Annotated in this window: 19 protein-coding genes; 6 read left to right on the top strand and 13 right to left on the bottom strand. The window is 56.3% G+C overall.

The annotated features are described in order from the left end of the window. Positions 1-990, bottom strand: a complete 990-nt coding sequence (locus tag WJU16_RS06560; RefSeq protein WP_341837529.1) for an ABC transporter ATP-binding protein — start codon at positions 988-990, stop codon at positions 1-3. Positions 991-1,349: 359 nt separating this feature from the next. Between WJU16_RS06560 and WJU16_RS06565 the strand changes: the two genes are divergently transcribed. Further along, positions 1,350-6,638: a glycoside hydrolase family 44 protein gene (locus WJU16_RS06565; protein ID WP_341837530.1), complete on the top strand. Its 5,289-nt coding sequence runs from the start codon at positions 1,350-1,352 to the stop codon at positions 6,636-6,638. A 147-nt stretch (positions 6,639-6,785) separates the two neighbouring features. Here WJU16_RS06565 and WJU16_RS06570 read toward each other — a convergent pair whose 3' ends face one another. Beyond that, positions 6,786-7,679, bottom strand: coding sequence for a hypothetical protein (locus WJU16_RS06570; protein ID WP_341837531.1), 894 nt, complete (start codon positions 7,677-7,679; stop codon positions 6,786-6,788). 195 nt (positions 7,680-7,874) lie between these two features. Here WJU16_RS06570 and WJU16_RS06575 point away from each other — a divergent pair, with 195 nt between their 5' ends. The 3 genes from WJU16_RS06575 to WJU16_RS06585 all read left to right on the top strand — a co-directional run bounded on the left by WJU16_RS06575 (position 7,875) and on the right by WJU16_RS06585 (position 10,162). After that, the gene (locus tag WJU16_RS06575) at positions 7,875-8,513 is read left to right on the top strand and encodes a response regulator transcription factor (RefSeq protein WP_341837532.1); all 639 of its coding nucleotides are present in this window, start codon (positions 7,875-7,877) and stop codon (positions 8,511-8,513) included. A gap of 83 nt (positions 8,514-8,596) precedes the next feature. Further along, complete coding sequence (locus WJU16_RS06580; RefSeq protein WP_341837533.1) at positions 8,597-9,436, top strand: histidine kinase; 840 nt, start codon at positions 8,597-8,599, stop codon at positions 9,434-9,436. Positions 9,437-9,589: 153 nt separating this feature from the next. Continuing rightward, positions 9,590-10,162: a pentapeptide repeat-containing protein gene (locus tag WJU16_RS06585; RefSeq protein WP_341837534.1), complete on the top strand. Its 573-nt coding sequence runs from the start codon at positions 9,590-9,592 to the stop codon at positions 10,160-10,162. A 30-nt stretch (positions 10,163-10,192) separates the two neighbouring features. On the opposite strand, the gene WJU16_RS06590 is transcribed toward WJU16_RS06585, so the two are convergent. The 8 genes from WJU16_RS06590 to WJU16_RS06625 all read right to left on the bottom strand — a co-directional run bounded on the left by WJU16_RS06590 (position 10,193) and on the right by WJU16_RS06625 (position 19,874). After that, positions 10,193-10,729, bottom strand: coding sequence for an OmpA family protein (locus tag WJU16_RS06590; RefSeq protein WP_341837535.1), 537 nt, complete (start codon positions 10,727-10,729; stop codon positions 10,193-10,195). A 91-nt stretch (positions 10,730-10,820) separates the two neighbouring features. After that, the gene (locus WJU16_RS06595) at positions 10,821-11,960 is read right to left on the bottom strand and encodes a VWA domain-containing protein (RefSeq protein ID WP_341837536.1); all 1,140 of its coding nucleotides are present in this window, start codon (positions 11,958-11,960) and stop codon (positions 10,821-10,823) included. Next, a complete protein-coding gene (locus WJU16_RS06600) occupies positions 11,957-14,158 on the bottom strand; it encodes a DUF5682 family protein (protein WP_341837537.1) in 2,202 nt (733 codons plus the stop codon). The genes WJU16_RS06595 and WJU16_RS06600 overlap by 4 nt, the downstream gene beginning before the upstream one ends. 12 nt (positions 14,159-14,170) lie before the next feature. Further along, positions 14,171-15,250, bottom strand: coding sequence for an AAA family ATPase (locus tag WJU16_RS06605; protein WP_341837538.1), 1,080 nt, complete (start codon positions 15,248-15,250; stop codon positions 14,171-14,173). Positions 15,251-15,262: 12 nt separating this feature from the next. Next, a complete protein-coding gene (locus WJU16_RS06610) occupies positions 15,263-16,717 on the bottom strand; it encodes a DUF5691 domain-containing protein (protein WP_341837539.1) in 1,455 nt (484 codons plus the stop codon). A 56-nt stretch (positions 16,718-16,773) separates the two neighbouring features. Continuing rightward, positions 16,774-18,081, bottom strand: coding sequence for an SWIM zinc finger family protein (locus WJU16_RS06615; RefSeq protein WP_341837540.1), 1,308 nt, complete (start codon positions 18,079-18,081; stop codon positions 16,774-16,776). 198 nt (positions 18,082-18,279) lie between these two features. Beyond that, on the bottom strand, positions 18,280-19,140 hold the full coding sequence (locus WJU16_RS06620; protein ID WP_341837541.1) for a family 43 glycosylhydrolase: 861 nt from the start codon (positions 19,138-19,140) through the stop codon (positions 18,280-18,282). Between the two features lie 5 nt (positions 19,141-19,145). After that, on the bottom strand, positions 19,146-19,874 hold the full coding sequence (locus WJU16_RS06625; protein ID WP_341837542.1) for an endonuclease: 729 nt from the start codon (positions 19,872-19,874) through the stop codon (positions 19,146-19,148). 101 nt (positions 19,875-19,975) lie between these two features. On the opposite strand from WJU16_RS06625, the gene WJU16_RS06630 reads away from it, so the two are divergent. Next, positions 19,976-20,317 carry a HopJ type III effector protein gene (locus WJU16_RS06630; protein ID WP_341837543.1) on the top strand — a complete coding sequence of 114 codons (342 nt, stop codon included), beginning with the start codon at positions 19,976-19,978 and terminating at the stop codon, positions 20,315-20,317. 58 nt (positions 20,318-20,375) lie between these two features. On the opposite strand, the gene WJU16_RS06635 is transcribed toward WJU16_RS06630, so the two are convergent. From WJU16_RS06635 to WJU16_RS06645, 3 genes are all read right to left on the bottom strand, one after another. Beyond that, the gene (locus WJU16_RS06635) at positions 20,376-21,119 is read right to left on the bottom strand and encodes an SDR family oxidoreductase (protein WP_341837544.1); all 744 of its coding nucleotides are present in this window, start codon (positions 21,117-21,119) and stop codon (positions 20,376-20,378) included. Between the two features lie 3 nt (positions 21,120-21,122). After that, on the bottom strand, positions 21,123-22,037 hold the full coding sequence (locus WJU16_RS06640) for a 2-dehydropantoate 2-reductase (RefSeq protein WP_341837545.1): 915 nt from the start codon (positions 22,035-22,037) through the stop codon (positions 21,123-21,125). Positions 22,038-22,126: 89 nt separating this feature from the next. Continuing rightward, entirely contained in the window at positions 22,127-22,957 is an 831-nt protein-coding gene (locus WJU16_RS06645) for a hypothetical protein (protein WP_341837546.1), read from the bottom strand. 298 nt (positions 22,958-23,255) lie between these two features. Here WJU16_RS06645 and WJU16_RS06650 point away from each other — a divergent pair, with 298 nt between their 5' ends. Continuing rightward, positions 23,256-24,362: an epoxide hydrolase family protein gene (locus tag WJU16_RS06650; protein WP_341837547.1), complete on the top strand. Its 1,107-nt coding sequence runs from the start codon at positions 23,256-23,258 to the stop codon at positions 24,360-24,362. The last annotated feature ends 31 nt before the right edge of the window (positions 24,363-24,393 follow it).

Raw genomic sequence — 24,393 nt, forward strand, 5'->3', positions numbered from 1 at the left:
TTAAGGAAGAAACCAGATACCCTTCGACGGCAAGGCCACAAACACCGCATCGCCTTTCTGGTGCCGCGACGCGGTGGTGCGCACGGTCAGCAGGTTGCCCGGCACTTCCACCACCACGTCGTGATAGCTTCCGCCGAATAGCACTTCTTTGACTACGCCTTTGATGGCTTCGCTGCCGTCGTTCACCAACCGGAACTGCTCCGGCCGCACCATGAGGCTGCGCCCGTTAATGACGATCCCCGGCATGAGTGCGAAGACTTTCGCCTTATCGGGCGGGAAGAGCTGGAACTCGCCCAGGAGCCCCGCAGCGTAGGCGTCTGCCGGCTGGCGGTAGACTTCTGCGGGTACGCCCTGCTGCACCAGTTGCCCGTCGCGGAGAATGATGAGATGATCGGCCCAGGGCAGCACATCGTCCGGATCGTGGGACACGAGCAGGCTGGTGATGCCATACGTTTCCCCCAGCTCGCGGATCACGGATTTGAGGATGTGGGTATGAATGAGGTCGAGGTTGGAATAAGGTTCGTCGAGCAGCAGGAGCTTCGGTTTGGTAACGAGCAGCCGCGCCAGTGCGATGCGTTGCTTCTCCCCGCCCGACAGCTGGTCGGTTTTCCGTTTGAGGAACTGGCTGATGCGGCAGATCTCGAACAGTTTGCCGGCTTCCTCTTCGCTGAGCTGGTTAGCGTAGCCCAGGAGCTCTTCCACGCGGTAGTTGTTCCGCAACTCGTAATGTTGCGAGAGGTATGCAATACCGGGGTGGCCGGGAATGAGGCGATAATCAGGCCCCCAGACCTTCTCCCCTTCAAACAGCACCGTTCCTCCTTCGTCGGGCTGCGCCCATCCCGCGATGATCCGCAGCAAAGTGCTTTTCCCCGATCCCGATGCGCCCATTATCGCTACTTTCTGTCCATTCTCCACTTGAAAAGACAAAGGCTGCAGCTCGAATCCCAGTTTGTCTTTTTTCGATATATCTGAAACTTGTAATAACGTCATAATCCCAAAATTGCCGGCCGGTTACTGCAAAGCGCGTTCCATTTCCGGATCATAAAGAAAAAACATTTCCGGGACTTGCTTCCAGAAGGCTTTCTCTACCCTTCTAACCCATAGAACCTCAACTATTTGCATCCGCCGGCTTTGATCGCCAACTGGTCGCCGCCGCCGGCTTACGTTCCGGCAGGCGCATCCGTCGTTTCAAAATCATCCGCTACAGCTTCAGCCACGAATAACGACATCCCGGCGGAAGCCGGTTAGTTGCCCCCTTCAATCCATGTAATTTGCATGTACATTTTTCATTATACCTAACGGGCTCCATACCGTTCCGCGGAACGTTTTATTGACCTCAACCATCTCTCATGAAACCATTCTACACATTTTTCACCTGTACTGTGTTAACCCTTGCCAGCACCCCGGACACGGCTGCGCAGGCGGTCCGCAACGTCAGGTTTACCATCGATGCGTCGGCCGCCAACCGAAAGCCGATCAGTCCGCTCGTGTACGGCACCAACGATCATTACCCCTACGCCACCGCCAAGCGGATGGGCGGCAACCGCCTCACGGGTTACAACTGGGAAAACAATGCCAGCAACGCCGGCCGCGACTGGTTCCACCAAAGCGACAACTGGGTGCCGGCGCAATGGAATACGCCCTGGGACCAATACGACGTGCCGGGATCGGCGCTCGTGGCGTTTCATGACCAGTCGCTCCAGCAAGGCGCGTATTCGCTCGCCACGCTGCCGATGGCAGGGTATGTCGCCAAAGACAAGAACAGCGACGTAACCGCCGCGGAAAGCGCTCCTTCGCCCCGCTGGGCGCAAGTGGTGACGCGGAAGCCGGGCGGACAGCTTTCCCTCACGCCGGATGTGAACGACAACGCCGTGTACGTAGACGAAGAGCTGCATTTCATGCTGAACCGCTACAATCGCAGCAATACCGCCACCGGCATCAAAGGATATTCGCTGGACAACGAGCCCTGCATCTGGTTCGACACCCATCCCCGGCTCTTCGGGCACACGGGCGTGACGGTGAATTACCTCATGACGAAATCGTATGAAACGGCAGAGCTGGTGAAGGAAATGGACCCCACCGCCGAGGTGTACGGCCCCGCACTCTGGGGTTACACCGCTTACCAGAACCTCCAGTTCGCGCCCGATTGGGAGCAGGTGCGTGGTAATTACGCCATCTTCCTCCATTACTACCTCGCCAAAATGCGCGAGCGCAGTCAGTCCGCGGGCAGGCGGCTGCTGGACGTCCTCGACGTGCACTGGTACCCGCAGCAGCACCGCGACTTCGGCGGCATGAGCCCTTTCGACGACGAAAACGACGAAAATTCAGTAGCCGCGCGGGTGGAGATGTCGCGCTCCTTGTGGGATGAAACATACCACGAAAACACATGGGTGCAGGACGCTTCCAACGGCGGGATCTTTCCCGTATTGCCGAAGCTGCATGAAATGACCGACGACTTCTATCCCGGCACCAAACTCGGCATCACGGAATATAGTTTCGGTGGCACCAGCCACGTTTCCGGGACTGTCGCCCAGGCCGACGCGCTCGGTGCTTTCGGCGCCAACGGCGTGTACCTCGCCACCTATTGGGGCGCGGTGACAGGCTACATCCAGAGCGGGTTCGACCTGTTCTGCAACTACGACGGCAACGGCGGAAAATACGGCAACACAGCCGTGAGCGCACAAACCGACAACCGGAACCTCAGCGCGGTATACGCATCCGTGAACGCCGGGAACGACCAGTACATGCACGCCATAGCCATCAACCGCAGCGTGACGGACACCGTCATGGCGACGGTCGCTTTCTCGGGCGCGCGCGCATACCTGAGCGCGTCGGTTTACGCGGTAGACAGGAATAGTCCATTGGTGAGGAGGCTCGAAGACGTGCGGGGGATCCAAAACAATTCGTTCCAGGTGAAGCTGCCGCCCATGACAGTGTACCACCTCGTGCTGTCGGAAACCGATCTAACTGTGTATCCGTACATCACGAACCTAAACATTAATCCCTCGGTCGGGTATTCCGACGGGCATGCGGAGTTCACCGTATCTGCGACCATTACGGATTCCGACAACGATATGCAAACGCCCACCATCGATCTGCGGCCCGTAGGCGGGCAGGCGGCCACCCCAATGGTGCGTAACGGCGATCAATATACCATCCGGTTCACAGTGCCGGCTAATACGCCGTCTGGATTGAAGCTGCTGGAAATTTCCGCGGTGGATGACGCGGGGCATAGCGTGAAAGGCAATGTGACGTACCGTGTGATCCGCAACGTGGAATCTACCGATATCTGGAACGGCGACGCCATCCGCGGCGGCGAGGGCGAGCGCTTCGCTGACCCTGGCGACCAGTCGGCCAGTGTGCAAAGGATAGAGCGGCGGCCTGACGGCGGCAATACCGGTCCCGGCAGCCTATACCTCCGCTTCAAACACGATCCCAACAACTGGAGCCTCATGACCTGGCGCATCGATCCTAATGCCGGGAACGCCCGCGACGTGAGCGAGTTCGGGTATCTCGAATTCTACATCCGCTCCAACGCTCCGGAATATGCAGACATCGAATTCAGCGTGAGAGACGCCAGCGCCAACATGAATGTTTCCAACACCGTCAAACTCAAGGCAAACGGCTACATTTCTTCCTTTCACCCCACGCAATTCACCAAAGTAAAAATTCCTTTCACCGACTTGTTCACCGGCTCTGGATTCGATCTGTCGCGGTTGTGGCAGTTTAATTTCCTCGTCAACACAGCACAGGATGGTTTTGAAATGTGGATAGATGATGTGCGCGCCGTTCCCTACGACAACCCGACCGTACAGCCCGAACTCCGCGATGTGCGCGTACAGCCGGCTGAAGGATTTGCGGATGGCACAACGCCCGTCACGATCAGCGCCATCGCTACCGATCCCAACAACGATCTGCAATCCGTGACGGTGGATCTTTCTCCCATCGGCGGCGCCAATAACCAGGGGCTGACGCTTGCCAACGGCCGGTATTCGGCTTCATTCACCGTTCCGCGGGAAACCCCGCCGGGGCCGCGCACGTTCAACGTCACGGCAACAGACGCGAAAGGGAATACGGCCGCGGGTTCGGCGAATTTTTACGTATGGAGCCCCGCGTCTTCCGACATCATCTGGGACGGCGACACGAAAAACGTGGGCGTAGCCGAAGCGTCCAGCAACCCGGAATCCCGGATATTCGTAGCGCAAACGGGCGGCAATAAAGGCCCCATCAGCCTGCGCGCCCATCTTCAACCCAACCCGGAACCCTACGCATACGTTACCTGGGACCTGGCCGAATTCAACGATGCGCGGATGATCGACGTGCGCCAGAAAAGATATCTCAATTTCTCCGTGCTGGTACCCAATGGCGGCGGGCGCACCGACTTCGACCTGCAGATCTATTTCAAAGACCGCTTCGGCGAAAGCACGCAGGTGCTGGGGTTAAAAGCCGGCGGATACCTCACTTCCTACACCGGCAATTATCAAAACGTGCGCATCCCCATCGCGGACCTGCTCGCCAATTCCCCCATCAACCCGGCAAAAATCGCCTGGATGGGACTGTTGTCGGAAAGACTTCCCGATCTCGGCACGCACGTGCAGCTGGATGATATTTACCTGAGCGGCAGCCCCGTGGCGGATGTGCAAATCGAAACGCAACCCGCCACCTGCGGGAATAATGGTAAAATCGAAGTGAAAGATGTGACCGGCGGAACTGGCAACTACCGCTACCGGTTAGGCGCGTCCGCATTCCAGGCAAGCCCTGTTTTCGAAAACCTCAACGCTGGTACTTATGACCTCCGGATCGAAGGCGACGGCAGTTTTGTATATATGGAAACCATCGTATTGACGGGTGGAACAGGGTTACAGGGCAACCTGTCTGTCACCAACGCATCAGGCAATATTGACCTGACCATTACCGGAGGCAGCGGCAATTACTCGTATCGCTGGTCGAACAACGCCACCACGGAGGATCTCACCAATGTGCCTTCCGGAGATTACGAAGTAAACGTCACCGACAACACCACCGGTTGCACCTTCCGCGGAACCGCCACGGTAATGCGTACGCAGGCGGTAAGTTTCAATGTAAAAGACGCCAACTGTTTCCCTAACGGGATCATCACGGCCACGGTAGCCAACGCTTCCGGGACATACCAGTATTATATCAACGGGAACCCCAACCCGCAAGGCATCAACAACAACATGTTCACACAGCTCTCGCCGGGTGTTTATACCATCCGCGTAACGGGCTCCGGACTTGATTTCAGCCAGGACGTCACGATGGGCGGCAACCTCAACGATATGGTGATCCGCGATGTTACCGATCAACATCACGGCAACATCGACATCACGATGGAAGGCGGCAGCGGAAGTTTCCGGTTCAACTGGTCTGACGGCAGCACCCGGGAAGATCTCACCGGCATGCCTTCCGGCAACTACCAGCTGGAGGTCACCGATCGCGGAACGCAATGCGTCACCGCCAAAACATTCAACATCACGCGCACCGGCCCTGACGTCACTTTCACACAGGCAGATGCCACCTGCGCCGCAGGCGGAACGATCGTTGTGCGTACGACCGGTGTCAGCGCCGCACCCTATCAATATTTCATCAACGGCGTACGTAATCCCGCCGGAGCGGCAACGAACGTTTTCACCGGGCTCCAGGGCGGCATTTACGATATCCGGATAACCGGCAATAATGGTTTTTCGAAAGAGGAAATGGTGATTGTTGACGGATGGATGAACGACGTCGTGATTACTTCCCAGATCAACGCGCAACAGGGCAACATCGATATCAGCCTGACCGGCGGCAGCGGGGACTTCACCTACCTTTGGTCCAACAACGCCACCACGCAGGATGTGAGCGGGCTGCCGAATGGTAATTACTGGGTGGATGTGACAGACGTACAAACAGGTTGCGTACTCCGCGAAACATTCACCATCGCGAGGCCCGTCCATCCCACGGTTACCTTTACCGTTACCAACGCCGCCTGCGGCGCCAACGGCGTGATAGCAGTGCAACTCAGCGAAGGTGCGCCTGCTGCATTCCGTTATTTCATCGATGGAAGGGAAAACCCAGCCGGCCAATTCACTTTCCGCAACCTCGCACCAGGCCAGTACACGGTTCGCGTAACGGGCAACAGCGGGTTCGACAATTCACAAACCGTGACGGTCGGCGGTACCGCCAATGCAATCCGTATCGTAGGCGTTGCGGATGAAGACGGCAACGTAAATATTTCCGTGAACGGCGGCAGCGGGGATTACGAATACCGTTGGTCCGACAAATCGACGACGGAAGATCTCACCCAGCGTCCTCCCGGCGTTTACACGGTAACCGTCACCGATAAGGTAACGGGCTGCACCGCGCAGTTTACCATCCTGGTGGCCGCGAGTCGGGAATCTTTGTGGATTTACCCGAACCCCGCGCAGGAGGGCTTCCGCGTTAAATACGTGATACCGGAAAGCGATGAAATGGAATTGACCGTTATGGACCTCTTCGGCAGGATCTGGTTCCGCCAGGTGCTGACCGCCCCGCAGGGCAATGAATACATTCCCGCGGCGAAGTTGCGGGCGGGCATGTATTTCGTACAGGTCCGTTCGAAAAAGGATAAACAAACCCGGCCGGTGGTGATTGTCAAGTAACATCCGAACGGGCATAAAAAAGGGGCTGTATCCATTTGGATGCAGCCCCTTTTGCATTATGACTCTTATGAAGCGGTAAAAACCGCCGTTGCCGGCGGTTTTCTCACACACTACAGCTTTGGTTCCTGTCTTGACCCCTGACTAAAGTTATTTTTTATCACGGCCATTGCCCCGGGATGTTTCGCGCGCGAATCTCCTTTCGCTGTTGCCGCGGTTGTTACCGTTGCCCTGTTGAAACTCCCTGCGCGGAGACGGGCGGCTGATGCTATTGTTCCTGTCGGGCCGCTGCTGTTGCGGACGGCTGATATTCCTGTCAGGGCGCGGCTGGCTCGGGCGGTTGGCGTTTTCATTACGATCCCGTTGCGGGCGGTTGTTGTTCCAATCCGGGCGTGGTTGGCTCGGGCGGGTAACATTGTTGTCGCGGTCCGGGCGGTTGTTGTTCCGGTCGGGGCGCGGTTGCTCCGAACGGTTCCAGTTGTTGTCGCGGTCGCGGTCGGGTCTGCCGTTGTTGTCCCTGTCCGGGCGCGGTCGGATGGCGTTGTTGTTACGATCCGGGCGGCTGTTGTTGTTCCAGCTCGGGCGGTCGTTATCGCGGCCAACGTATTCCCTGCGCGGAGCGGGGCGGGAGTTGCCGTGGATGTCGTACCGGTGATTGCGGTCGCGGTCGCGCCATACTACCTGCGTGTAGGTATTCCTGTAGTGGGAATATTCACGGATGTGGCGGCGGTGGTAGCGCCAGGGATCGCGGTGGTTGATCACTACTTTATAGCCTCTGTAGAAGTCGTAATAGTGGTAACGTGCCGGGAGGTAGCGCGTGTGAATCCAGCGGCCGAAGTCGAAATAGACGTACATCTGCGTGGGAACGTAGTAGTAAATATCTATATCTGGCAAATAATAGTATTCCGCGTAGTCGTAACCCACGGGGCCCCAGGCGGGTTGAATGCCGATATTGACACTCACCTGCACCTGCGCCGAGGCGGGAGACGGTTTGAAAGCCGTAAAAGCGGTCATCACAGCTAAGATTGCAAATACCCTTTTCATACGTGCTGGTTTTAGTTCTTGAAAGTTAGACTGCGGGATAATTCCCTGGTTTAAGCGTTATGACAGGTTTAACATATCAAACGAGAATGCATATTTCCATCAGGAATGCATATTTCGCGCCAGATTTGCGCCGGGTGGGGAATTCTTTCATATCTCCCGGGAAACCCTTAATATTACGCCGTTTAAAAGATTCGCATGAACAGCATCACCATCGCGTTGGTAGACGATCACCCGGCCATTCTCAACGGGTTGCAGATGATCCTGCAGGGCTTCCCGGATGTTTCCGTGACGGGCGCCTGGGGAAACGGGGACCAGTTGCTTGACGGGCTGCAGGTGCAGGCTCCCGCAGTGCTTTTCCTGGACATTCAGTTGCCGGGGCAAGACGGTTTGGCGCTTTGCCGGAGGGTTTCGGCGGATTATCCGGAAACGCGGGTGATCATATTCACGAATGTGGAAGATAAGCATACCATCCGTACCGCGTTCCAGAACGGCGCGGCGGGCTACCTGCTGAAAACAGCCGGCAGCCGCGAGATACGCGAAGCGATCGATACCGTGACGGCGGGCGAACAGTATGTGCATAACGAATTGAAAGACCAGATGTTCCAGCAGATCATCCAGCGCAAGCCCAGCCGCTACGCTCCTTCCCTCACGCGGCGCGAAAAGGAGATCCTGGGGTTCATCGCCCAGGGGCTGAGCAACCAGGAAATCGCGGATAAACTGTCCCTGAGCGTGCGCACCATCGAAAACCACCGTTACAACCTCATGCAGAAGCTGGATGTGAAGAATACCGCCGCGCTGGTGCGCAAAGCCATGGAGCTCGGTCTTGCCAGCTGATTAGGTAAAAATACTCACATTCAAATTCAGGTAATTCATCGGTTAAATCCATTTGCGATGTCAGGTAGTTTTGAGGAAACTTCATGACCATGTTGCTTGTGGAAAAGAAAGCTCCCTTCCTTTTACAAACGCTGATTGCCGGGTTACTGGCAGCTTCGCTGCTGGCCTTCGCCTTCACCGTTTACCAAAGCGGCATTGCGGGCAGAATCGCCCCCTTGCTTGCGCTGGCCGCTGTCATCATCTCCGCCTTGCTCCTGCTACTTCCCGTGGCGCCCGCCGCACCGCCGGATGTGCAGACTCCCGAAACGCATGTTTCGCAGCTCCGGGAACAGGCGCTTCAGGCTGAATTGCAGGCACTGAAAGCGCAAATCCAGCCGCATTTCCTCTTCAACGCCCTCAACCGGGTAAACGCCAGCCTCCCCGCCGAACAGGAAGCCGCCCGCGAAATGATCGCAAGGCTCGCCGATACGTTCCGCTATGCGCTGGACGCCACCCGCACCGACCTGGTCCCGCTCGGAAACGAACTTTCCTTCCTCCGCGATTACCTGCGAATCGAACAGGACCGCTTCGCCGCGCGACTCCAGGTCCATATTGAAGCCCCTTTATCCCTGCACCATTACCGCATCCCGCCCATGCTGCTCCAGCCGCTGGTCGAAAATGCCATCAAACACGGGATCGGGCCCTGCATCGATGGCGGCTCCGTTACCATCGCCTGCACCCTCCGGGACGGTAAACTCCGCCTCTCCGTCAGCGACACCGGCGCGGGATTCGACGGGCCCCTGCACCAGATCATGCAATCCTCCGGCGTTGGATTACGGAATACCGCCCTGCGACTGGAAAAACTGTATAACGAACCCCTGCTGATAGCGCGCAACGCGCCCGGCGGTCTCCAATTCATGTTTGATATCCCCATTCAACCCTGACCGTTCAAACGGAAATCATCCTCCCCGCGACCGTACGCCATCATCCGTACGGTCGCTGCTTTTTTACAGAATATTCATACCCGGGAATCTGAATTCGGCAAGTCAGCCGGTAATCCGCCTGAAAAAGTGAGGAAATGATTAATTTTCAGCCTTATGGAACAGGACTATTTCAGCGACCGGACTTTCGACCGGCAAGACTACCGCAGCCAACCGCTCCCCGCAGGCGAATACGAACAATGCACTTTCCGCAACTGCGATTTTTCCGAAAGCGAACTAACGGGCATCATCTTCCTCGATTGCACTTTTTCCGGCTGCAACCTGAGCCTGGCGCAGGTAAAGGGAACCGCCTTCCGGGATGTAAAATTCCAGGACTGCAAAATGCTCGGCCTCCGGTTCGACGAGTGCAATACCTTCAACATCTCCTTCAGCTTCGAACGGTGTACGCTGAACAACTGCTCCTTCTTCAACCTGAAAATCAAGAAAACGATATTCACCGCCTGTCAGCTGCGCGAAACGGATTACACCAACGCCGACCTTACCGGCGCATCCTTCGCACAATGCGATCTCCTGCATGCTACATTCAGCGGCACAGTGCTGGAACAGGCCGACTTCCGGACGGCCGAGCATTATCAGCTCGATCCTGAAAGAAACAAAATCAAAAAAGCGAAGTTCTCAGTGCCGGGGGTGTTGGGGTTACTAAGCAAATACAATATCCAGATCACATAAAAAAAGCAGTCGGTATGACTGCTTTTTTCTTTATTGATTTTCCGGTTGTACGTTATAAAGGATCACGAATTCTATCCGCCGGTTCTTAGCGCGACCTTCTTCCGTTTCGTTGGTAGCGAGCGGGTGCCGCGATCCCAGGCCCCAGGTAAACATGCGGTCGGCCGCCACATTATTTTCCTGCAACAATTGCTTGCCGCTTACGGCGCGCTTCTCGGAAAGGGCGTTGTTGAGTTGGTCCGTCCCGGTGTTGTCGGTGTAGCCGGTCACGAGGATTTTCGTTTTATCATACTTATTCAACACTTCCGCGAAACGCGTGAAGGTAGGGCGGACTTCATCTTTGAGCACGTCGGAATTGGTGGCGAAAAGTACATGGTTGGGAAAAATGACTTTCAGACTGTCTTCCACGATGGAAACGTCTGCGTCGTTCAGCGCTTTCTTCAGTTCCTTGTATTGCTTTTTCATGTAAGCATGGGAAGAACCGGATTTTTTCGAAGCAGCGCAGGAGGCCAGCAATGCGATGGCTGACAGGAACAGCAGGTTTCGGAGATTAACGAATGGTAAGGTCATATGCTTGCGATTTAGGCGCAAATATATGTAAAACCCCACTAATCAATCAGTTATGAAAATAAACAACCATATGAAAACTATTTCGGATAGATTATTTCCTGAGTGACAAATCTTCGCTGGCCGCCCAGCCGGCGATATCCTGTTTGCCAAGTGCTGCGGCCATGAGATCGGGAAATTTATCGGGCGTACATGCGAATACGGGGATGCCCAGGCCGGAGAAGAATTCGGCGTTGGCATGGTCGTAGGAAGGGGCGCCATCGTCGTTGAGCGCGAGCAACACCACCACCTGAACACCTGCCGCCGCAAGCTCCGCTGCACGTTTGCGCATCTCTGCTTCGTTTCCGCCTTCGTACAGATCCGTAATGAGCACCAGCACGGTATCCATCGGGCGGGTGATGATCTGCCGGCAGTAAGTGAGCGCGGCATTGATGTCTGTTCCGCCGCCGAGTTGTACGCCAAACAGCAACTCCACCGGGTCGGTCAGTTCCTCGGTAAGGTCGGCCACGGCCGTATCGAACACGACCATTTTCGTTTTGATCGCGGGGATGGAAGCCATCACCGAGCCGAAGATACCGGAATACACCACGGAAGTGCCCATGGAAGCGCTTTGGTCGATACAGAGGACCACATCCTTTAGGGCGTTGCGCCGACGGCCGTAACCCACTTTTTGTTCGGGGATGATCGTTTTGAATTCGGGCTGGTAGTGCCGGAGGTTCCTGCGGATGGTCATGTCCCAGTTGATTTCGTTGTGCCGGGGCTTGTAGTTGCGCATGCTGCGGTTGAGGCTGCCGGTAACGGCTTGCTGCATGGGGTTCGACAGTTTGCGCACAAGTTCGTCCACTACCTTGCGCACCACTTGCCGGGCGGTTTCCCTGGTTTTGTCGGGGATCACGCGGCTGAGGGTCATGAGCGTGGCCACGAGGTGCACGTCGGGCGTTACGTTTTCCAACATTTCATTTTCGAACAGCATCTGGGTGAGGTTGAGGCGTTTGAGCGCGTCCTGCTGCATCACCTGCACCACTGAATTCGGGAAAAAGGTGCGGATATCGCCCAGCCAGCGGCTGACGTTGGGAGACGAAGGCCCCAGGCCGCCGCTTCTTTCACTATCGTACAGCGCTTCCAGCGTACGGTCCATGCGCAGTTCATCGCCCCCGAGCGATACGCCGGTGCCGTCGTTTTCGCCGCCACCAAGGATGAGGCGCCATTTGCGGAGATTGTATTCGTTGTTCATGCGTATCCGAGTATTTGCATGATGACAGGCAGGCTCTGCGCCGCGCGGCTGGCATCAAATTCGAAGTTTGTTTCCTCCGGGAGCGGCGCGGCCCCACCACAGCCCTGCTTCACTTTTTCACCGAGCCTCCTTCTTTCGGCATGGGTAAAATGCGCGAAAGTCCGCCGGAGCAAAGGGAGCACCTGGTTAAAGTTGTTTTCGTCGAGCGTGGCTACCCAGTTGTTGACCACTTGCCAGAGTTGCGGATCCAGCAGCAAGAGGGTGCCGCTGCCTTTCAGGAACCCCTCCAGCCAGGCGGCCGCAATAGCCGGCGCCGTGGCATGCGACATGGCGAAATTGAACGCCCGCACCAATGGTTCGTCTTTCAGCAACTGGGCATCCACCAGCAGCCTTGTGCTATATCCTGCCAATACAGGCGCCGTTTGCCGGCCATTGGCTACCATCCGCAGCATCTGCTGCCATTCGGCGGTGGTAGCGGGCTGCTGCAGGAGATTCACCGCGTCATTCATCCTGTATAACAATTCCAGCAGCGTTTGTGCCGCGTCGTCGGAAATGGAGTTGCAGGCGTTGGGCAAGCTGATGCAAATGCGCGTGATGATGCCCGTCGCGATGTCCGTTACCATCACCGCGTCTGTTTTGCGGACGTTGCCGTAACGGCTGATGCTCACCAGCGGAGGGATCACTTCCATGAGCTGCATCACATCGCTGCTGGCGGCAGACAGGTTGTTGAGCATTCCGATCAGCGTTTCCACCGCATCCGGCAGCTCCGCAGGAATCGTGGCCGACAGCAGCTGGCTCACTTTCGGCAACGAGCCTGTCCCCTCCGCTTCTGCCACCACGAACCGCGCCGCGGCTTCCGCCACTGTATTTCCCCACACTCCTTTTTCGATGATCTCGATGGTATACGCGGGGTCCCATTGCAGGCGCCATTGTTCTTTGAAGGTTCCCTTGCCGCCGGCTTCGCTCCGCTGCGCCCATTCGATCCCCAGCAGCTGCAGGCGATGCAGGAACACGCTGCGTTCCAGGTCGTTTTCCTTGCGGAGGTCGAGCAGGTAATCTTTCCAGTCGGCGGATGCCGGCAGGCGAAGCTTCTTCTGGTGCTTTTCGATATCCACCTGCAATGGCGGCTTCGGAATGGCGGAAGGCACCTGCCCCATTTTGTTGCGCACGATCAGTTGTTCCCCGATCAATTTCATCATCACGCTTTCTCCCATGCACAGCACACTAATGGTGGCTTCATTCAGTTCTTCCAGCCCGGCTTTCGGCAAGCCGCGCAGGGCCGCCAGCGACTCCGCCAGCCGTACCGATTCGATCACATGCGCCACGGAAGTATCCATGTTATTTTCCCTGAAAAGCCGCGCCACGTTGGCCATCCAGCGCGAGCCGTCATCGTCCGGGTGATGCCAGACGTGCTCGTACCATCCCGGGGAATGGATCCCCGCGCCATAGCCGCTCTGGTAACTGAGGCGGTTGTAGCTCCAGGGCGTCCAGGTGCATTCAGTTTTTACTTTCGGCAATCCTTTCAGCAGTTCGTTATCCGTTTTCTGCGAAGGCATATCCGTCAGTGCGGGCGCATGCCAGGCGCCGCAGATCACGGCGATCTCCTTATATTTTTCCTTTTCGGCCTGGCGAATGATCCTGCGCATGGAAGCTTCGCGCAGCTGCTCCTCCCGGTCGTGCCGCGAAGGATCGGATGCGCGCATAGCCTGCATCACTTCCCCGATCGCGTCGAACACCTGCTCGTTTTTCCGGCGGTGCTCGAAGGTATGTTCCCACCACCTTTCATGATCCGGAAACCCCGCCGCCAGGGCCATCGTTTCCATCGGGTGCGGCAATTGTTCGTCCGCATTCGTTTCTTCCTTCGGCCGCTCTTCATCCTTCAACGCAAAACTATGCGCCACCGGCAGGTCCATGAACCGCACGGGAATATTGTTCCGCTTTGCATACCGGATCGCCTGCCATTCCGGGGAAAATTCGGCGAAAGGATAGAAGACGGATCGCTTGATATCGTCGGACTGGTACACCAGGATCGCCACCGGCGGCTGCAAATCTTCGTGATCCGCCCATTGGAGGATATCATCCGCTTCCGGCGGCCCTTCCACCAGCACGATGTCGGGCCGGAGGCTTTCGAGGAACTGCTGCACATTGGCGGCGGAACCCGGTCCATGGTGCCGTATGCCTAAAACATGTATCGACATTTTCCTTTGTTTTTATACCAGGTCGCGGCAGGCCCTGTAAATATCTTTCCATTCCGCCCGCGGCTTCACGACCGTTTCCAGGTATTCCTGCCAAACGAGCTTGTCCTGTACCGGATCTTTGATCACAGCACCGATAATACCTGCAGCGAGGTCTGCCGCCTTGAGCTGGCCATCTCCGAAATACCCCGCCATCGAAAGCCCGTTGTTGACCACCGATATTGCTTCGGCGGTACTGAGTGTTCCCGAAGGCACTTTGATCTTCGTTTTTCCGTCGAGCGTAACGCCGGAGCGAAGCTCGCGGAAGATAGTCACGATGCGGCGGATCTCTTCGAGCGCGGGCTTTTCCGCGGGCAGTTCCATCACTTTCTCAAAACTTTCCACCCGGCGTTTCACGATATCGATTTCCTCGTCCATACTATCCGGAACGGGCAGGATCACGGTATTGAAACGGCGCTTCAATGCGCTGGAAAGATCGTTCACGCCCTTGTCGCGGTTATTTGCCGTGGCGATGACGTTAAACCCCTTCACCGCCTGCACTTCCGTATTCAGTTCGGGAACGGGTAATGTTTTTTCTGAAAGAATGGTGATGAGCGTGTCCTGCACATCGGCGCCTATGCGCGTCAGTTCTTCGATGCGGACGATCTTCCCGTCTTTCATCCCGCGCATCACCGGTGTTTCCACCAGCGCCCTTTCCGAAGGCCCTTCCGACAGCAGGCGCGCATAGTTCCAACCATAACGGATCGCTTCCTCGCTGGTTCCCGCCGTGCCCTGGATGATCATGGTACTATCGCCGCTGATCGCCGCGGCAATATGTTCGCTCACCCAGCTTTTGGCCGTTCCCGGCAGGCCGTAGAGCAACAGCGCGCGGTCTGTCGTGAGCGTTGCCACGGCGATTTCCATCAGGCGGCGGCTGCCGATATATTTAGGCGTGATCTCCATGCCGTTTTTCAATATGCCGCCCACCAGGTAGGTTACCACCGACTGCGGCGTGAGCTTCCAGTTGGCCGGGCGCTTGCCGCTGTCCTGCTTTTGCAGCTCCTCCAGTTCGTGGGCGTAAAGTTGTTCTGCATGACTGCGTAAGATGGTAGACATAAATAAATGTTGTTAAGGGTTTATTGCATGAAATGATTGTAACGTCTGGTCTTTGATGGATAACAATTGCAGGATATGCCCCGCCATGTCGGACCATCCTCTTTTACTGTATTCGTCATCGGGCGAAAACTGCTCCAGCTCTCCGGCGATCTGCAATGGCAGCAGGTGCACGAATTTGTTATAGAATCCGCGGTTGTAATTGTAATGATTATTGGCCGCATGTTTCAGCACCACCCGCGCCACCTCCGGGCTCCATTCGGCGTCCTGTTCTTCGGTGAGATAACGGATAATCTGTACGCTGGAGTGGGGGAAATTCCGGATCATGTAGTCGTCGCGCTGTTTGCGCGGAAGGATGGGAAGGATGTCCGCGTAGTATTTGGTTTCGTCCCTGGTGAACAGTGGCGCCCAGGTTTCGCTCCTGTATTTACCCACGGCGAGGCCAATGGCGGGGAAGAACGGTTCGGCGGTTTTGCTGGCGGAAAACAGGTCCAGGATCTGCTCCGGCGTTGCGTTCAGCTGCGCCTCCCACCATTCCGGCGGAATATATTGCATCAATTGATACACCACCATGAAAGATTCGGTAATGTTATTTTTATTGGCGCTGGTATTGATCTTGTTGATGCCGAGTTTGTAAATGTTTTCGTCGAAAGATTCCGGCACGTCGATGTCCAGCGTTCTGCGCGACGACAACCCCAGCATGGTTTTCTCCGTTCCCAAGCGGATGAGGGGTTTCAACAGTTCCTGGTAATGATGCACCACGGACGACGCCGGAATTTTCTGCAGGATCTTCAGCGCTTCGTCTTTCACTTTCTGGCTTTTGTCTTGCAGCAACGATTCCAGCCACGGAAGCCCTGTCGCGAACATTTCCGCCGGAAGTTCCTTGAGCAGGTCCGTGCGGGAAGCGGCGGTTTCCTTCGCCCAGGTGCCTTGCAACCATTGCAATGCTTTGTCGGGATCGGCAAGCGCGGTACGCAGGAGTACGGGTTTCCGCTGCTGCGGCGTGCCATGTTCCCAGGTTTCATCGTCGGGCGCTGTAGCGGTGAATTGCCACTCTTTCCGGAACTGCGCCAGCCATCTGCCCCTGCGGCCGATAACGGCTTCGATCAGCGGGCGGAGGGTGCGCTGGTGCAGGGCGGTGTTGAGCAGGGAAGGCAGCGCTTCCGGCCATGCGATCCTTTTCCTTTCACCGGCGAGCCGCAGCCAGAGCGTGAGCAGGCCGGCGCTTTCGAAAGTCTGGATGTCTTTCAACGCCTGGTGGGCAGCCGGGCTGCAAAGTTCAGCTTCTTCTTCCGGGGCGGGCGTTACGGCCGGCAAGGCATGCTGTACCGGTAGCACGCCGCTCTGCCGGTAGTTGAAAGCGAGCGCGGCTACCTGCAGGAATTGCGCTTCGCGGTCAATGGCGGTGTTGTTATGTATCGCAGCAACCGGTTCCAGCAACAGGGGTTCCGCGACCGGCGGCGCGGGCAACCTTTTTCAATGCCGAGCTGGGCGGTTTGAATGATATCGGTCCAGAATTGCATGGTTTAATTTGAAAGGTGATGATATTTCCCCGCGGCCCACACGCCCAGGGGTTCGTACACATGTTCCCGGCCCAGTACGGCCATATCGAGCGGCCGCCCGCCGCTGACCGACAACAAAGCATACAACTGTTTAAAACCGTCTTTCAGCTGCACCATGCGGTTATGTGCGTCGGCCAGCCACCACCCGCCGTTTACCTGCACCAGCCGCAGCTGTGCTACAATGTAAGGGCGCTCGCCGTCGAAAGGCAAAGTGCGGTAGACGGCCGCTGCCGCCGCCGTAACTTCCAGCCATCCGCTGCACGAAGTGTAGGCAGCCTGCGCACGGGTGGACTGCTGTTCCCGGATAACGGCACGCAAAGGTGCGGCAGACGGAAAGTATACCAGCTCCGCCCGGATGTACATCCCCGCGCTGAGCGAAAACGCCAGTCCCTGCCCACGTACGCTGAATTGCAATACCAGCGCATAGCGTTGCGTGGAGGTACCATACAGCCAGTTTTTCTCCACGAGCAGGTTGTCTTCTTCGCTGGTTTGCTTGCCCAGCACGATCCAGGTGTCGGAAACGCCGGGATATGATTTGAGCGTTTCCTGGCTTTGGGTGAAGCCCGTGCCGCTGCGGATATCTTCCGCCAGGTCAGCGGGCAACGCGTTTCTGTTCAGGAAGCCTGTGGCAACGAGGTACATCCGGCAGAGCTGGTCCATAAAACGGCTTTGCCAGTCTTCGCGATAGAATCCCACCGAGCCGAGGTTCCGCACCATCCCGGCGAGCCCCGGCGCTTTGGCGTCGATCATCCGCCGGGCCATTTCAGAAAAGAAGCCAGGGTCTTTTTCCGGCATGGAAAGGATGCCGTTCCGGACGATATCTTTCATCCAGCGAAGCAATTCGGCGATACCGTCCTCCACTTGCTGTTCCCGCGTTTCTTTCCTTTTGACCTGCGCGGAAGCGTCCACCGGTTTGGCAATCGCTTCCGTCTTTTTCTCTTCGTGCTTCGTTCTTTTCTCCATCCATTCTATTACCCATGCCGGCGCGGTTGTATCCGTGAAGGCAGCGGCGTGCCGGGCATAAAGGAGCATCAGCCCCAACCCATGTTTGCAGGGAAATTTGCGGCTCGGGCAGGAGCATTTGAATGCGGTATTCGTAAGATCGATTTGCGCCTGGTAGGGCTTCGATCCGCTGCCCTGGCATTCGCCCCAGAGCGCGATATCGCTGATGCCTTTACTGACCCATTTGGAAGGATTGGCCAGCTCCCTGCCGGATTTGCGGGAAGATTCGTCGGGCGCAAGGGATAGTATTTGGTCTTCTGTCAGTTGCAAGGGTGTCTTTTAAAAAATTGGCGATAGACAAACAAAATCATCCATCCGAAAATAGATAAAATAAACAACATTGATCCACTTGTGGGAATGAATGCATTATAGCTTCATCGCTGCTGATCTGACGTAAAATTACGGCGCTATCGCGCAGGGTATCTGCGCAGCGGATGGCTGCAAAAATTTCGCTGCAGATGATGGGTTTCAGGGCATGTTGAAGGGCTTTATCGTGCCGTCCGGCAAATATTCCAGCTCGCCAACGCACACCGACCTCCGGTGGCTGCCTCCTCCCGGGAGCGCGCCGTTATGGTAAAAAAGCCACGACTTCCCCATGAAGTCCAGCGTGGCCGGACGGTTTGTTTCGCTGTTGTATGCAGGTCCGCAAACGATGCCGCGGAATTCCCAGGGCCCGTGGATGCTTCTGCTCATCGCGTAAGCAATCTGCTCGGGCTGGCCATAGCCGTACATGAGATAGTACCAGCTGTTCTTTTTGTAAAGATGACTGCCTTCCATGAACTGCGGCAGATCAATGGTCCGGATTTCGCTGTTAAGGCCTGTGAAGGTAACGTTGAGCTGCGCGAAGTGGCAGACCTGGTGGCCCCAGCAGATGTAGGACTTACCATCGTCATCCGTAAAAACAGTTGGGTCGAGGTTTTCTTTTTCGTTGTGCAGTTGCGGCAACATATCTCCCGTAATCAGCGGAGCGCCGATAGCATCCTGCCAGGGCCCACCGGGCGAAGGCGCCCTCGCCACCCCGATCGCCTTCCCGGGAATATCGCGGTGCGAAACGGCGACGAACCAATAATACGCACCCCCATGCGCGATCACCTTTGACGCATACGCATCGCCGGAAGCCCAGGCAAAATCGGTGGCCTTCAGCGGCGAGGGCAACTCCCGCCACGCCTCCAGTTCGGTGGAAGTAAAGCACAGCCAATCCTTCATCACATAATCATCCGTTCCCTCGGGAGGTTCGTCATGACCGGTAAAAAGATACACGGTTCCGTTGTGCTCCAGCACGGTGGGATCGGCGGTGAATTTGTGGCGGATGATGGGATTGCGGGACATGGCCTTCAATATTTATTTTGACAATTTTCACAGTAAAACGTTCTCCTTTTCGTTTTGCCCATATAGGATTTTTGCAGGGGAATCTTGCACCGGGGGCATTCTTTTTTCGTGTGCACGTTCCAGTTCCGCTTCAACACGCCTTCTTTCTTCCATTGATAAAACCGGAAAGCAAAGCTGACAATCTCGCGGACCATTTGCCTGCGCTTCTCCACGGGCAGGTTACCCACCTTGCTGCCGGGATGCACCCGAATCAGCCAGGGCACCTCGTTTTTGAAGATATTCCCCGCACCGGCAAAGATCGTTTGATCGAGGATCGCGTCGCACAGCAGTGTATCGGGAATTTCTCTCAGCTTACGCAAAGCTTTCCGGGAACTCCATGCGTCGTTCATGATATCGCCGCTCCAATCGTACAGCGCATCCAACGGTTCTTCCAGCCATACCACGGAGCCCGCGTAAAAATTTACTTCTCCGTTTTTGAATTGCAATTGCAACCGGGGCTTCGTTTGCTTCCGTTCATTGATCAGGTAAGAGCCGAACAGCAGGAAATGCACCCGCACTGTAAACCCCGGGAAACAAAGCAGGAAATGCTTGCCCCAGGTCCGGAAGCGGACGGTTTTGTTTTCCAGCAGCTGTACGTCGAACGACTGTACCGTGCCGCCGGCGCTCAGCACCTTTTTCCCTTCGAACGGCGCCAATGCTTCTTTGAGTATAACGATGGAGGGTCCTTCAGGCATACATTCCCCACATCAAACAACGGGCCACCGGAACGGGAGGTATTGTTGTTCCGGATTTGCTATTTTTGACCTTCGAACCATTTCAAACTATTCTAACCGGCATGAAAGAACAAATCGCCACGCTGATCCAGGGACTGAAAGCGAACACCGTTACCTTCAAGGAAGTGATCGCCTTCATCGAAAATCATTACCAACACCAGCCTACCGCATTCAGGAACGGTGATGCATATAACGAAGCCACGCAGAACCAGGGCAGCGCCAAGGTTTTTGCATTCGCACAGCTCAACAATCTCGACGCAACAGATACCCTGTTCCTGTTTGCGGAACATTACCAGGCGGTATTGCAAACACCCGACGGCGCCGACCACCAGAACATCCGGCAGTTCATGCAGCACGGCTGGGCGGGCATCGCCATGGAAGGACAAGCCCTCGCCGCAAAATAAACGGCTTCGGCCAAAGACGATCATCCCCCGGGAGCGCGTGCTGCCGGGGGATGTGTTTTTAACGGCCGCCGCTGACGTCGATGAAGCCACCCGTTGTGAACGCACTTTTATCAGATGCGAGCCACAGGATAGCCTCGGCTACTTCCGCCGGCAGTCCGCCCCGTTTGAGCGGCACCGAGGCTTTTACTCGGTCCACCCGCCCCGGTTCTCCCCCATCCGCGTGGATATCGGTGTAAATGAATCCCGGCCGCACGGCGTTCACCCGGATGCCTTCTTCCGCCACTTCTTTTGCCAGCCCTACGGTCAGCGTATCGATAGCGCCTTTGGATGCGGCGTAGTCGGTATACTCGCCGGGAGAACCCGTTTTAGCGGCAACAGACGATACATTCACGATCGTGCCGCCTCTCCCCCCGTATTTCAGCGACATGCGTTTAACAGCCTCCCTGGCGCAAAGGAACGGCCCGGTGATGTTCGACGCAAAGATGCGCCGGAGCCGGTCTTCCGTCAGCTCCTCCACCCGCATTTGCTGCTCCAGGATGCCGGCGTTGTTGACCAATGCGTCAGGGATGCCGAAGTGTTTGTCGCAGGCCTCGAATAACGCCAGCACGCCCGGCTCAACCGCTACATTCGCCTGGATGGCCTTCGCGGTTCCTCCGTTACGCACAATCTCCGCCACTACAGCCTCCGCGGCGGGTTTGTTCTGATGGTAATTGACGGCAACGGCATATCCCGCCCGGGCGGCCAGCAAGGCAGTGGCGGCCCCGATTCCGCGGCTCGCGCCGGTAATGATCATTACTTTCATCGGTTATCGGTTGATGTTGGATTTCATTTTCGTAAGCGCACCCAGCAGGCGCGTCTGCGGTACGGCATCGGCCAATCCCATTTCCTGCGCCATGCGCGCAACAGCCAGGTTGAGGGTATCGATTTCCGTCGGGCGTTTGGATAGTATGTCCTGGTAAGTGGAAATTAACTGCCCGTCAGACATGCGGCTGATCATCAGCACGCTTTCCTCCACAGCATCCTGTTGCAACACCACGCCTTTCCGCTTTGCAACTTCCAGGCACTCCCCGATCACCTGGCGGGCCAGGCCCATTACTTCCGCATCCCGGTGGAAAATTCCGTTATCGGTTTCCAGCAGGGGACAGATGGAATTGAATACGCAGTTGGCAATCGCTTTCTTCCAGATAACGGGTTGGATGTCTGTTTCGGCACAGAAAGGAAACAGCGGGGTATTGATATGTTCCACCAGACGGGGCAATGCGTCCGCATCTCCTTGCACCACCCCAATGGGTGAAGCAGACACAGGTTTAAACCGTAGACTGCCGTCGTCCGCAAACTGGCTCGTCGCAAACAATACGCAACGGTAAACGGCAGGAAACGCCAGGTCGATGAACGGCTGTTCAACATCCAGCCCGTTTTGCAGGAGCAGGACTGGCGAATGGCCGGTTTTGTTTTGGAGTTGCCGGGCAAGGCCGGCATTGCCGAAGGATTTGCTGGTTAGGATGACAGGACCATCCAGCACAGGATAGCGTTCCAGCAAATCGAAGCGCACACCGGCCTGGTATTCCGACTCCGGCGTAGTGAAGCGTACGGGTTGCACGGCGGACTCCTGGCGGGTGGTGCTGCCGCGCAGCAGCACCACATTCCGGCCATGCAACGTAAGCACGGCGGCCAGCACCTGCCCGATGGCGCCCGCACCGATGATAAACGAAGTTTCCATGGATGGGGGATTTGTTCACCGCAAATATGGGAAGGATCGGGTATCCGCTCACATGTCAGATCCGGAAATTTCGGGCAGATCAGATGACCCTATTTCCTGCGTTTGGAAGCGTTCCAGTCCATCCAGAGCGCCGTGGCCCGGAAGCCGTTGGCCGAGTTGTATTGCGATCGCATGTGCTTATACCGCTCCAACGTTTGCGCCGCTTTGTTATACAGCGTGGAATCCTCCCCGCCGGGCCGGTGGCCTTTGGGCATCGCATACGTGAAGAACCCGGATTTCCCGGCGAATACGGGAATGGAAAAGAAATCCCGGGGGATGAGTTTTTTAGCCGGGTCTGCCTCCGTTTTCAGCGTCGATTCCACGAAGAAATCCACGGCATACGGCGGGTAGCCGAACAAATAGCCATATGCGCGGTAGCGGTCGGGCTGCCGCTCGAATTCGATCGCCGTGAGCACCACCGCGGGGTCCGACGACTCCGTGAATCCCCACTGTCCGAAGAACGCGGCATGTTCACGGAGCACGGCGGCAAAGCGGGCTTTACGCACCACGTAAATCTCCATGCTGCGCTGCTGCTTGCTCGTCATGTTAAAAGGAATCAGCACAAACTGCCAGTCGCCCCCGCTCAGTGCATGGCACAGGCGTTGGTATTGATCAATTTTCTCCAGGACGGCCAGATCCTTCACCACATGCGCCTCACCTTCCGCCATGGTGCTGTCTTTCGCGATGGGGTACCAAAGCAGCTTCAGGCTGCTGATGGGTTTGAGGGTATCCAGCAGGGAATACACCGCTTCATGATCCAGGCCGAATGACAGCACACTGTCGGCCAATGCCCGGTCCGCCGCGGGAATGCCCGCTATTTTACGGCTGGATGTGCAGGAAACAGCCCCCGCCATTATCATGAGTAGTAAAAATCGCTTCATGCCTGCAATATAGTGCAACAATGTTGCATATTATAATATATCCGTTCCCGTCATTCTTAAATTACTTGTCACAACACCGATAATTGCATTCAAACCTGCTATGGTACAGCATTTCATAATTCATCCAAAACCGTGTATTTTTATTTTGAAAAGCCAGATTACTGCTGACATACTGCTGTCATAACCCGTCCGGACATTTGTTTCATCAAACGAAAAACCCATGAAACAGCATTTCCTTTTATTGACAATCATTGCCTTTGTAGTAACCGCAAAAGCACAATCCACAAAACCTGACAATATGTTAACTGTAAAGCCCTTCAAAATTGATGTCCAGTCATCCGTACTGGACGACCTCCAGACCCGCCTCCGCCAGACCCGCTGGCCCGACGCGCCAGACAATATCGGCTGGAAATACGGCACAGACCCCGTGTTCCTCAAAAGCCTCGTCGACTACTGGCAAAACGGGTACGACTGGCGCAAGCAGGAAGCCGCCCTCAATCAGTTCCCCCAGTTCACGGTGGAGATCGACGGCAATACGATCCATTTCCTGCACATCACCAGTAAAAACCCCAACGCCAAACCCCTGCTGCTGCTCCACGGCTGGCCCGATGGCTTCTACCGCTACCACAAAGTGATCCCGTTGCTCACCCATGATTATCACCTGGTCATTCCTTCCATCCCCGGATTCGGATTTTCCAGCAAAGTAGCCATGACCGACGACGGCTCCGCCAAAGTATTCGACAAACTGATGAAAGACGCACTCGGCTACAAAACTTTCTTTGCCGCCGGCGGCGACATCGGGCAGGGTATCGCCAAATCCCTGGCCAACCTCTTCCCTGAACATGTTGCGGCCATCCATCTTTCCGACGTCGGCTATCCGGACGGGTCCGAAGACTGGAGCCAGATGTCGCCCGCCGAGCAGGAATTCGGGCAGTTCATCCAGGGCTGGTGGTACCGCGAAGGCGCTTACGCCATGCTGCACTCCACCAAGCCGCAAACGCAAGCTTACGGCCTCAACGATTCGCCTGCCGGCCTCGCCGCCTGGATCATCGAGAAATTCAACACCTGGCGTACGCCGCAGGGCACACTGGAAGACAATTTCACGAAAGACGAACTGATCACCAACGTCATGATTTACTGGGTTACCCAAACGATCAATTCTTCCATGCGCACCTACGCCGTAGACACGCCGGAAAAACTGGCTTCCAGCCAGAAGGTGACCGTTCCCACGGGAGTGGCCATCTTCCCCGGCGATGCGCCCACGCCGAAGGAATGGGCGGAAAGGAAAGTCAACCTGCAACGCTTCACCAAAATGGAGAAAGGCGGGCACTTCGCGGCGCTGGAAGCGCCAGAGATCTGGGCGAAGGAAGTGGATGCGTTTTTTAAGAGTATTCCGGCGAAATAAATTCCAACATCATTACACAAAAAAGGCAGCC

The sequence above is a fragment of the Chitinophaga pollutisoli genome, assembly GCF_038396755.1.
Taxonomy (GTDB): domain Bacteria; phylum Bacteroidota; class Bacteroidia; order Chitinophagales; family Chitinophagaceae; genus Chitinophaga; species Chitinophaga pollutisoli.

Excerpts from the sequence above, each read along its gene's own strand:
- WJU16_RS06590 (WP_341837535.1), bottom strand. The coding sequence starts at position 10,729 with ATGACCTTACCATTCGTTAATCTCCGAAACCTGCTGTTCCTGTCAGCC.
- WJU16_RS06650 (WP_341837547.1), top strand. The coding sequence starts at position 23,256 with ATGTTAACTGTAAAGCCCTTCAAAATTGATGTCCAGTCATCCGTACTG.
- WJU16_RS06600 (WP_341837537.1), bottom strand. The coding sequence starts at position 14,158 with ATGTCGATACATGTTTTAGGCATACGGCACCATGGACCGGGTTCCGCC.
- WJU16_RS06630 (WP_341837543.1), top strand. The coding sequence starts at position 19,976 with ATGAAAGAACAAATCGCCACGCTGATCCAGGGACTGAAAGCGAACACC.
- WJU16_RS06620 (WP_341837541.1), bottom strand. The coding sequence starts at position 19,140 with ATGTCCCGCAATCCCATCATCCGCCACAAATTCACCGCCGATCCCACC.
- WJU16_RS06625 (WP_341837542.1), bottom strand. The coding sequence starts at position 19,874 with ATGCCTGAAGGACCCTCCATCGTTATACTCAAAGAAGCATTGGCGCCG.
- WJU16_RS06605 (WP_341837538.1), bottom strand. The coding sequence starts at position 15,250 with ATGTCTACCATCTTACGCAGTCATGCAGAACAACTTTACGCCCACGAA.
- WJU16_RS06570 (WP_341837531.1), bottom strand. The coding sequence starts at position 7,679 with ATGAAAAGGGTATTTGCAATCTTAGCTGTGATGACCGCTTTTACGGCT.
- WJU16_RS06645 (WP_341837546.1), bottom strand. The coding sequence starts at position 22,957 with ATGAAGCGATTTTTACTACTCATGATAATGGCGGGGGCTGTTTCCTGC.
- WJU16_RS06640 (WP_341837545.1), bottom strand. The coding sequence starts at position 22,037 with ATGGAAACTTCGTTTATCATCGGTGCGGGCGCCATCGGGCAGGTGCTG.
- WJU16_RS06595 (WP_341837536.1), bottom strand. The coding sequence starts at position 11,960 with ATGAACAACGAATACAATCTCCGCAAATGGCGCCTCATCCTTGGTGGC.
- WJU16_RS06585 (WP_341837534.1), top strand. The coding sequence starts at position 9,590 with ATGGAACAGGACTATTTCAGCGACCGGACTTTCGACCGGCAAGACTAC.
- WJU16_RS06560 (WP_341837529.1), bottom strand. The coding sequence starts at position 990 with ATGACGTTATTACAAGTTTCAGATATATCGAAAAAAGACAAACTGGGA.
- WJU16_RS06580 (WP_341837533.1), top strand. The coding sequence starts at position 8,597 with ATGACCATGTTGCTTGTGGAAAAGAAAGCTCCCTTCCTTTTACAAACG.
- WJU16_RS06575 (WP_341837532.1), top strand. The coding sequence starts at position 7,875 with ATGAACAGCATCACCATCGCGTTGGTAGACGATCACCCGGCCATTCTC.
- WJU16_RS06565 (WP_341837530.1), top strand. The coding sequence starts at position 1,350 with ATGAAACCATTCTACACATTTTTCACCTGTACTGTGTTAACCCTTGCC.
- WJU16_RS06635 (WP_341837544.1), bottom strand. The coding sequence starts at position 21,119 with ATGAAAGTAATGATCATTACCGGCGCGAGCCGCGGAATCGGGGCCGCC.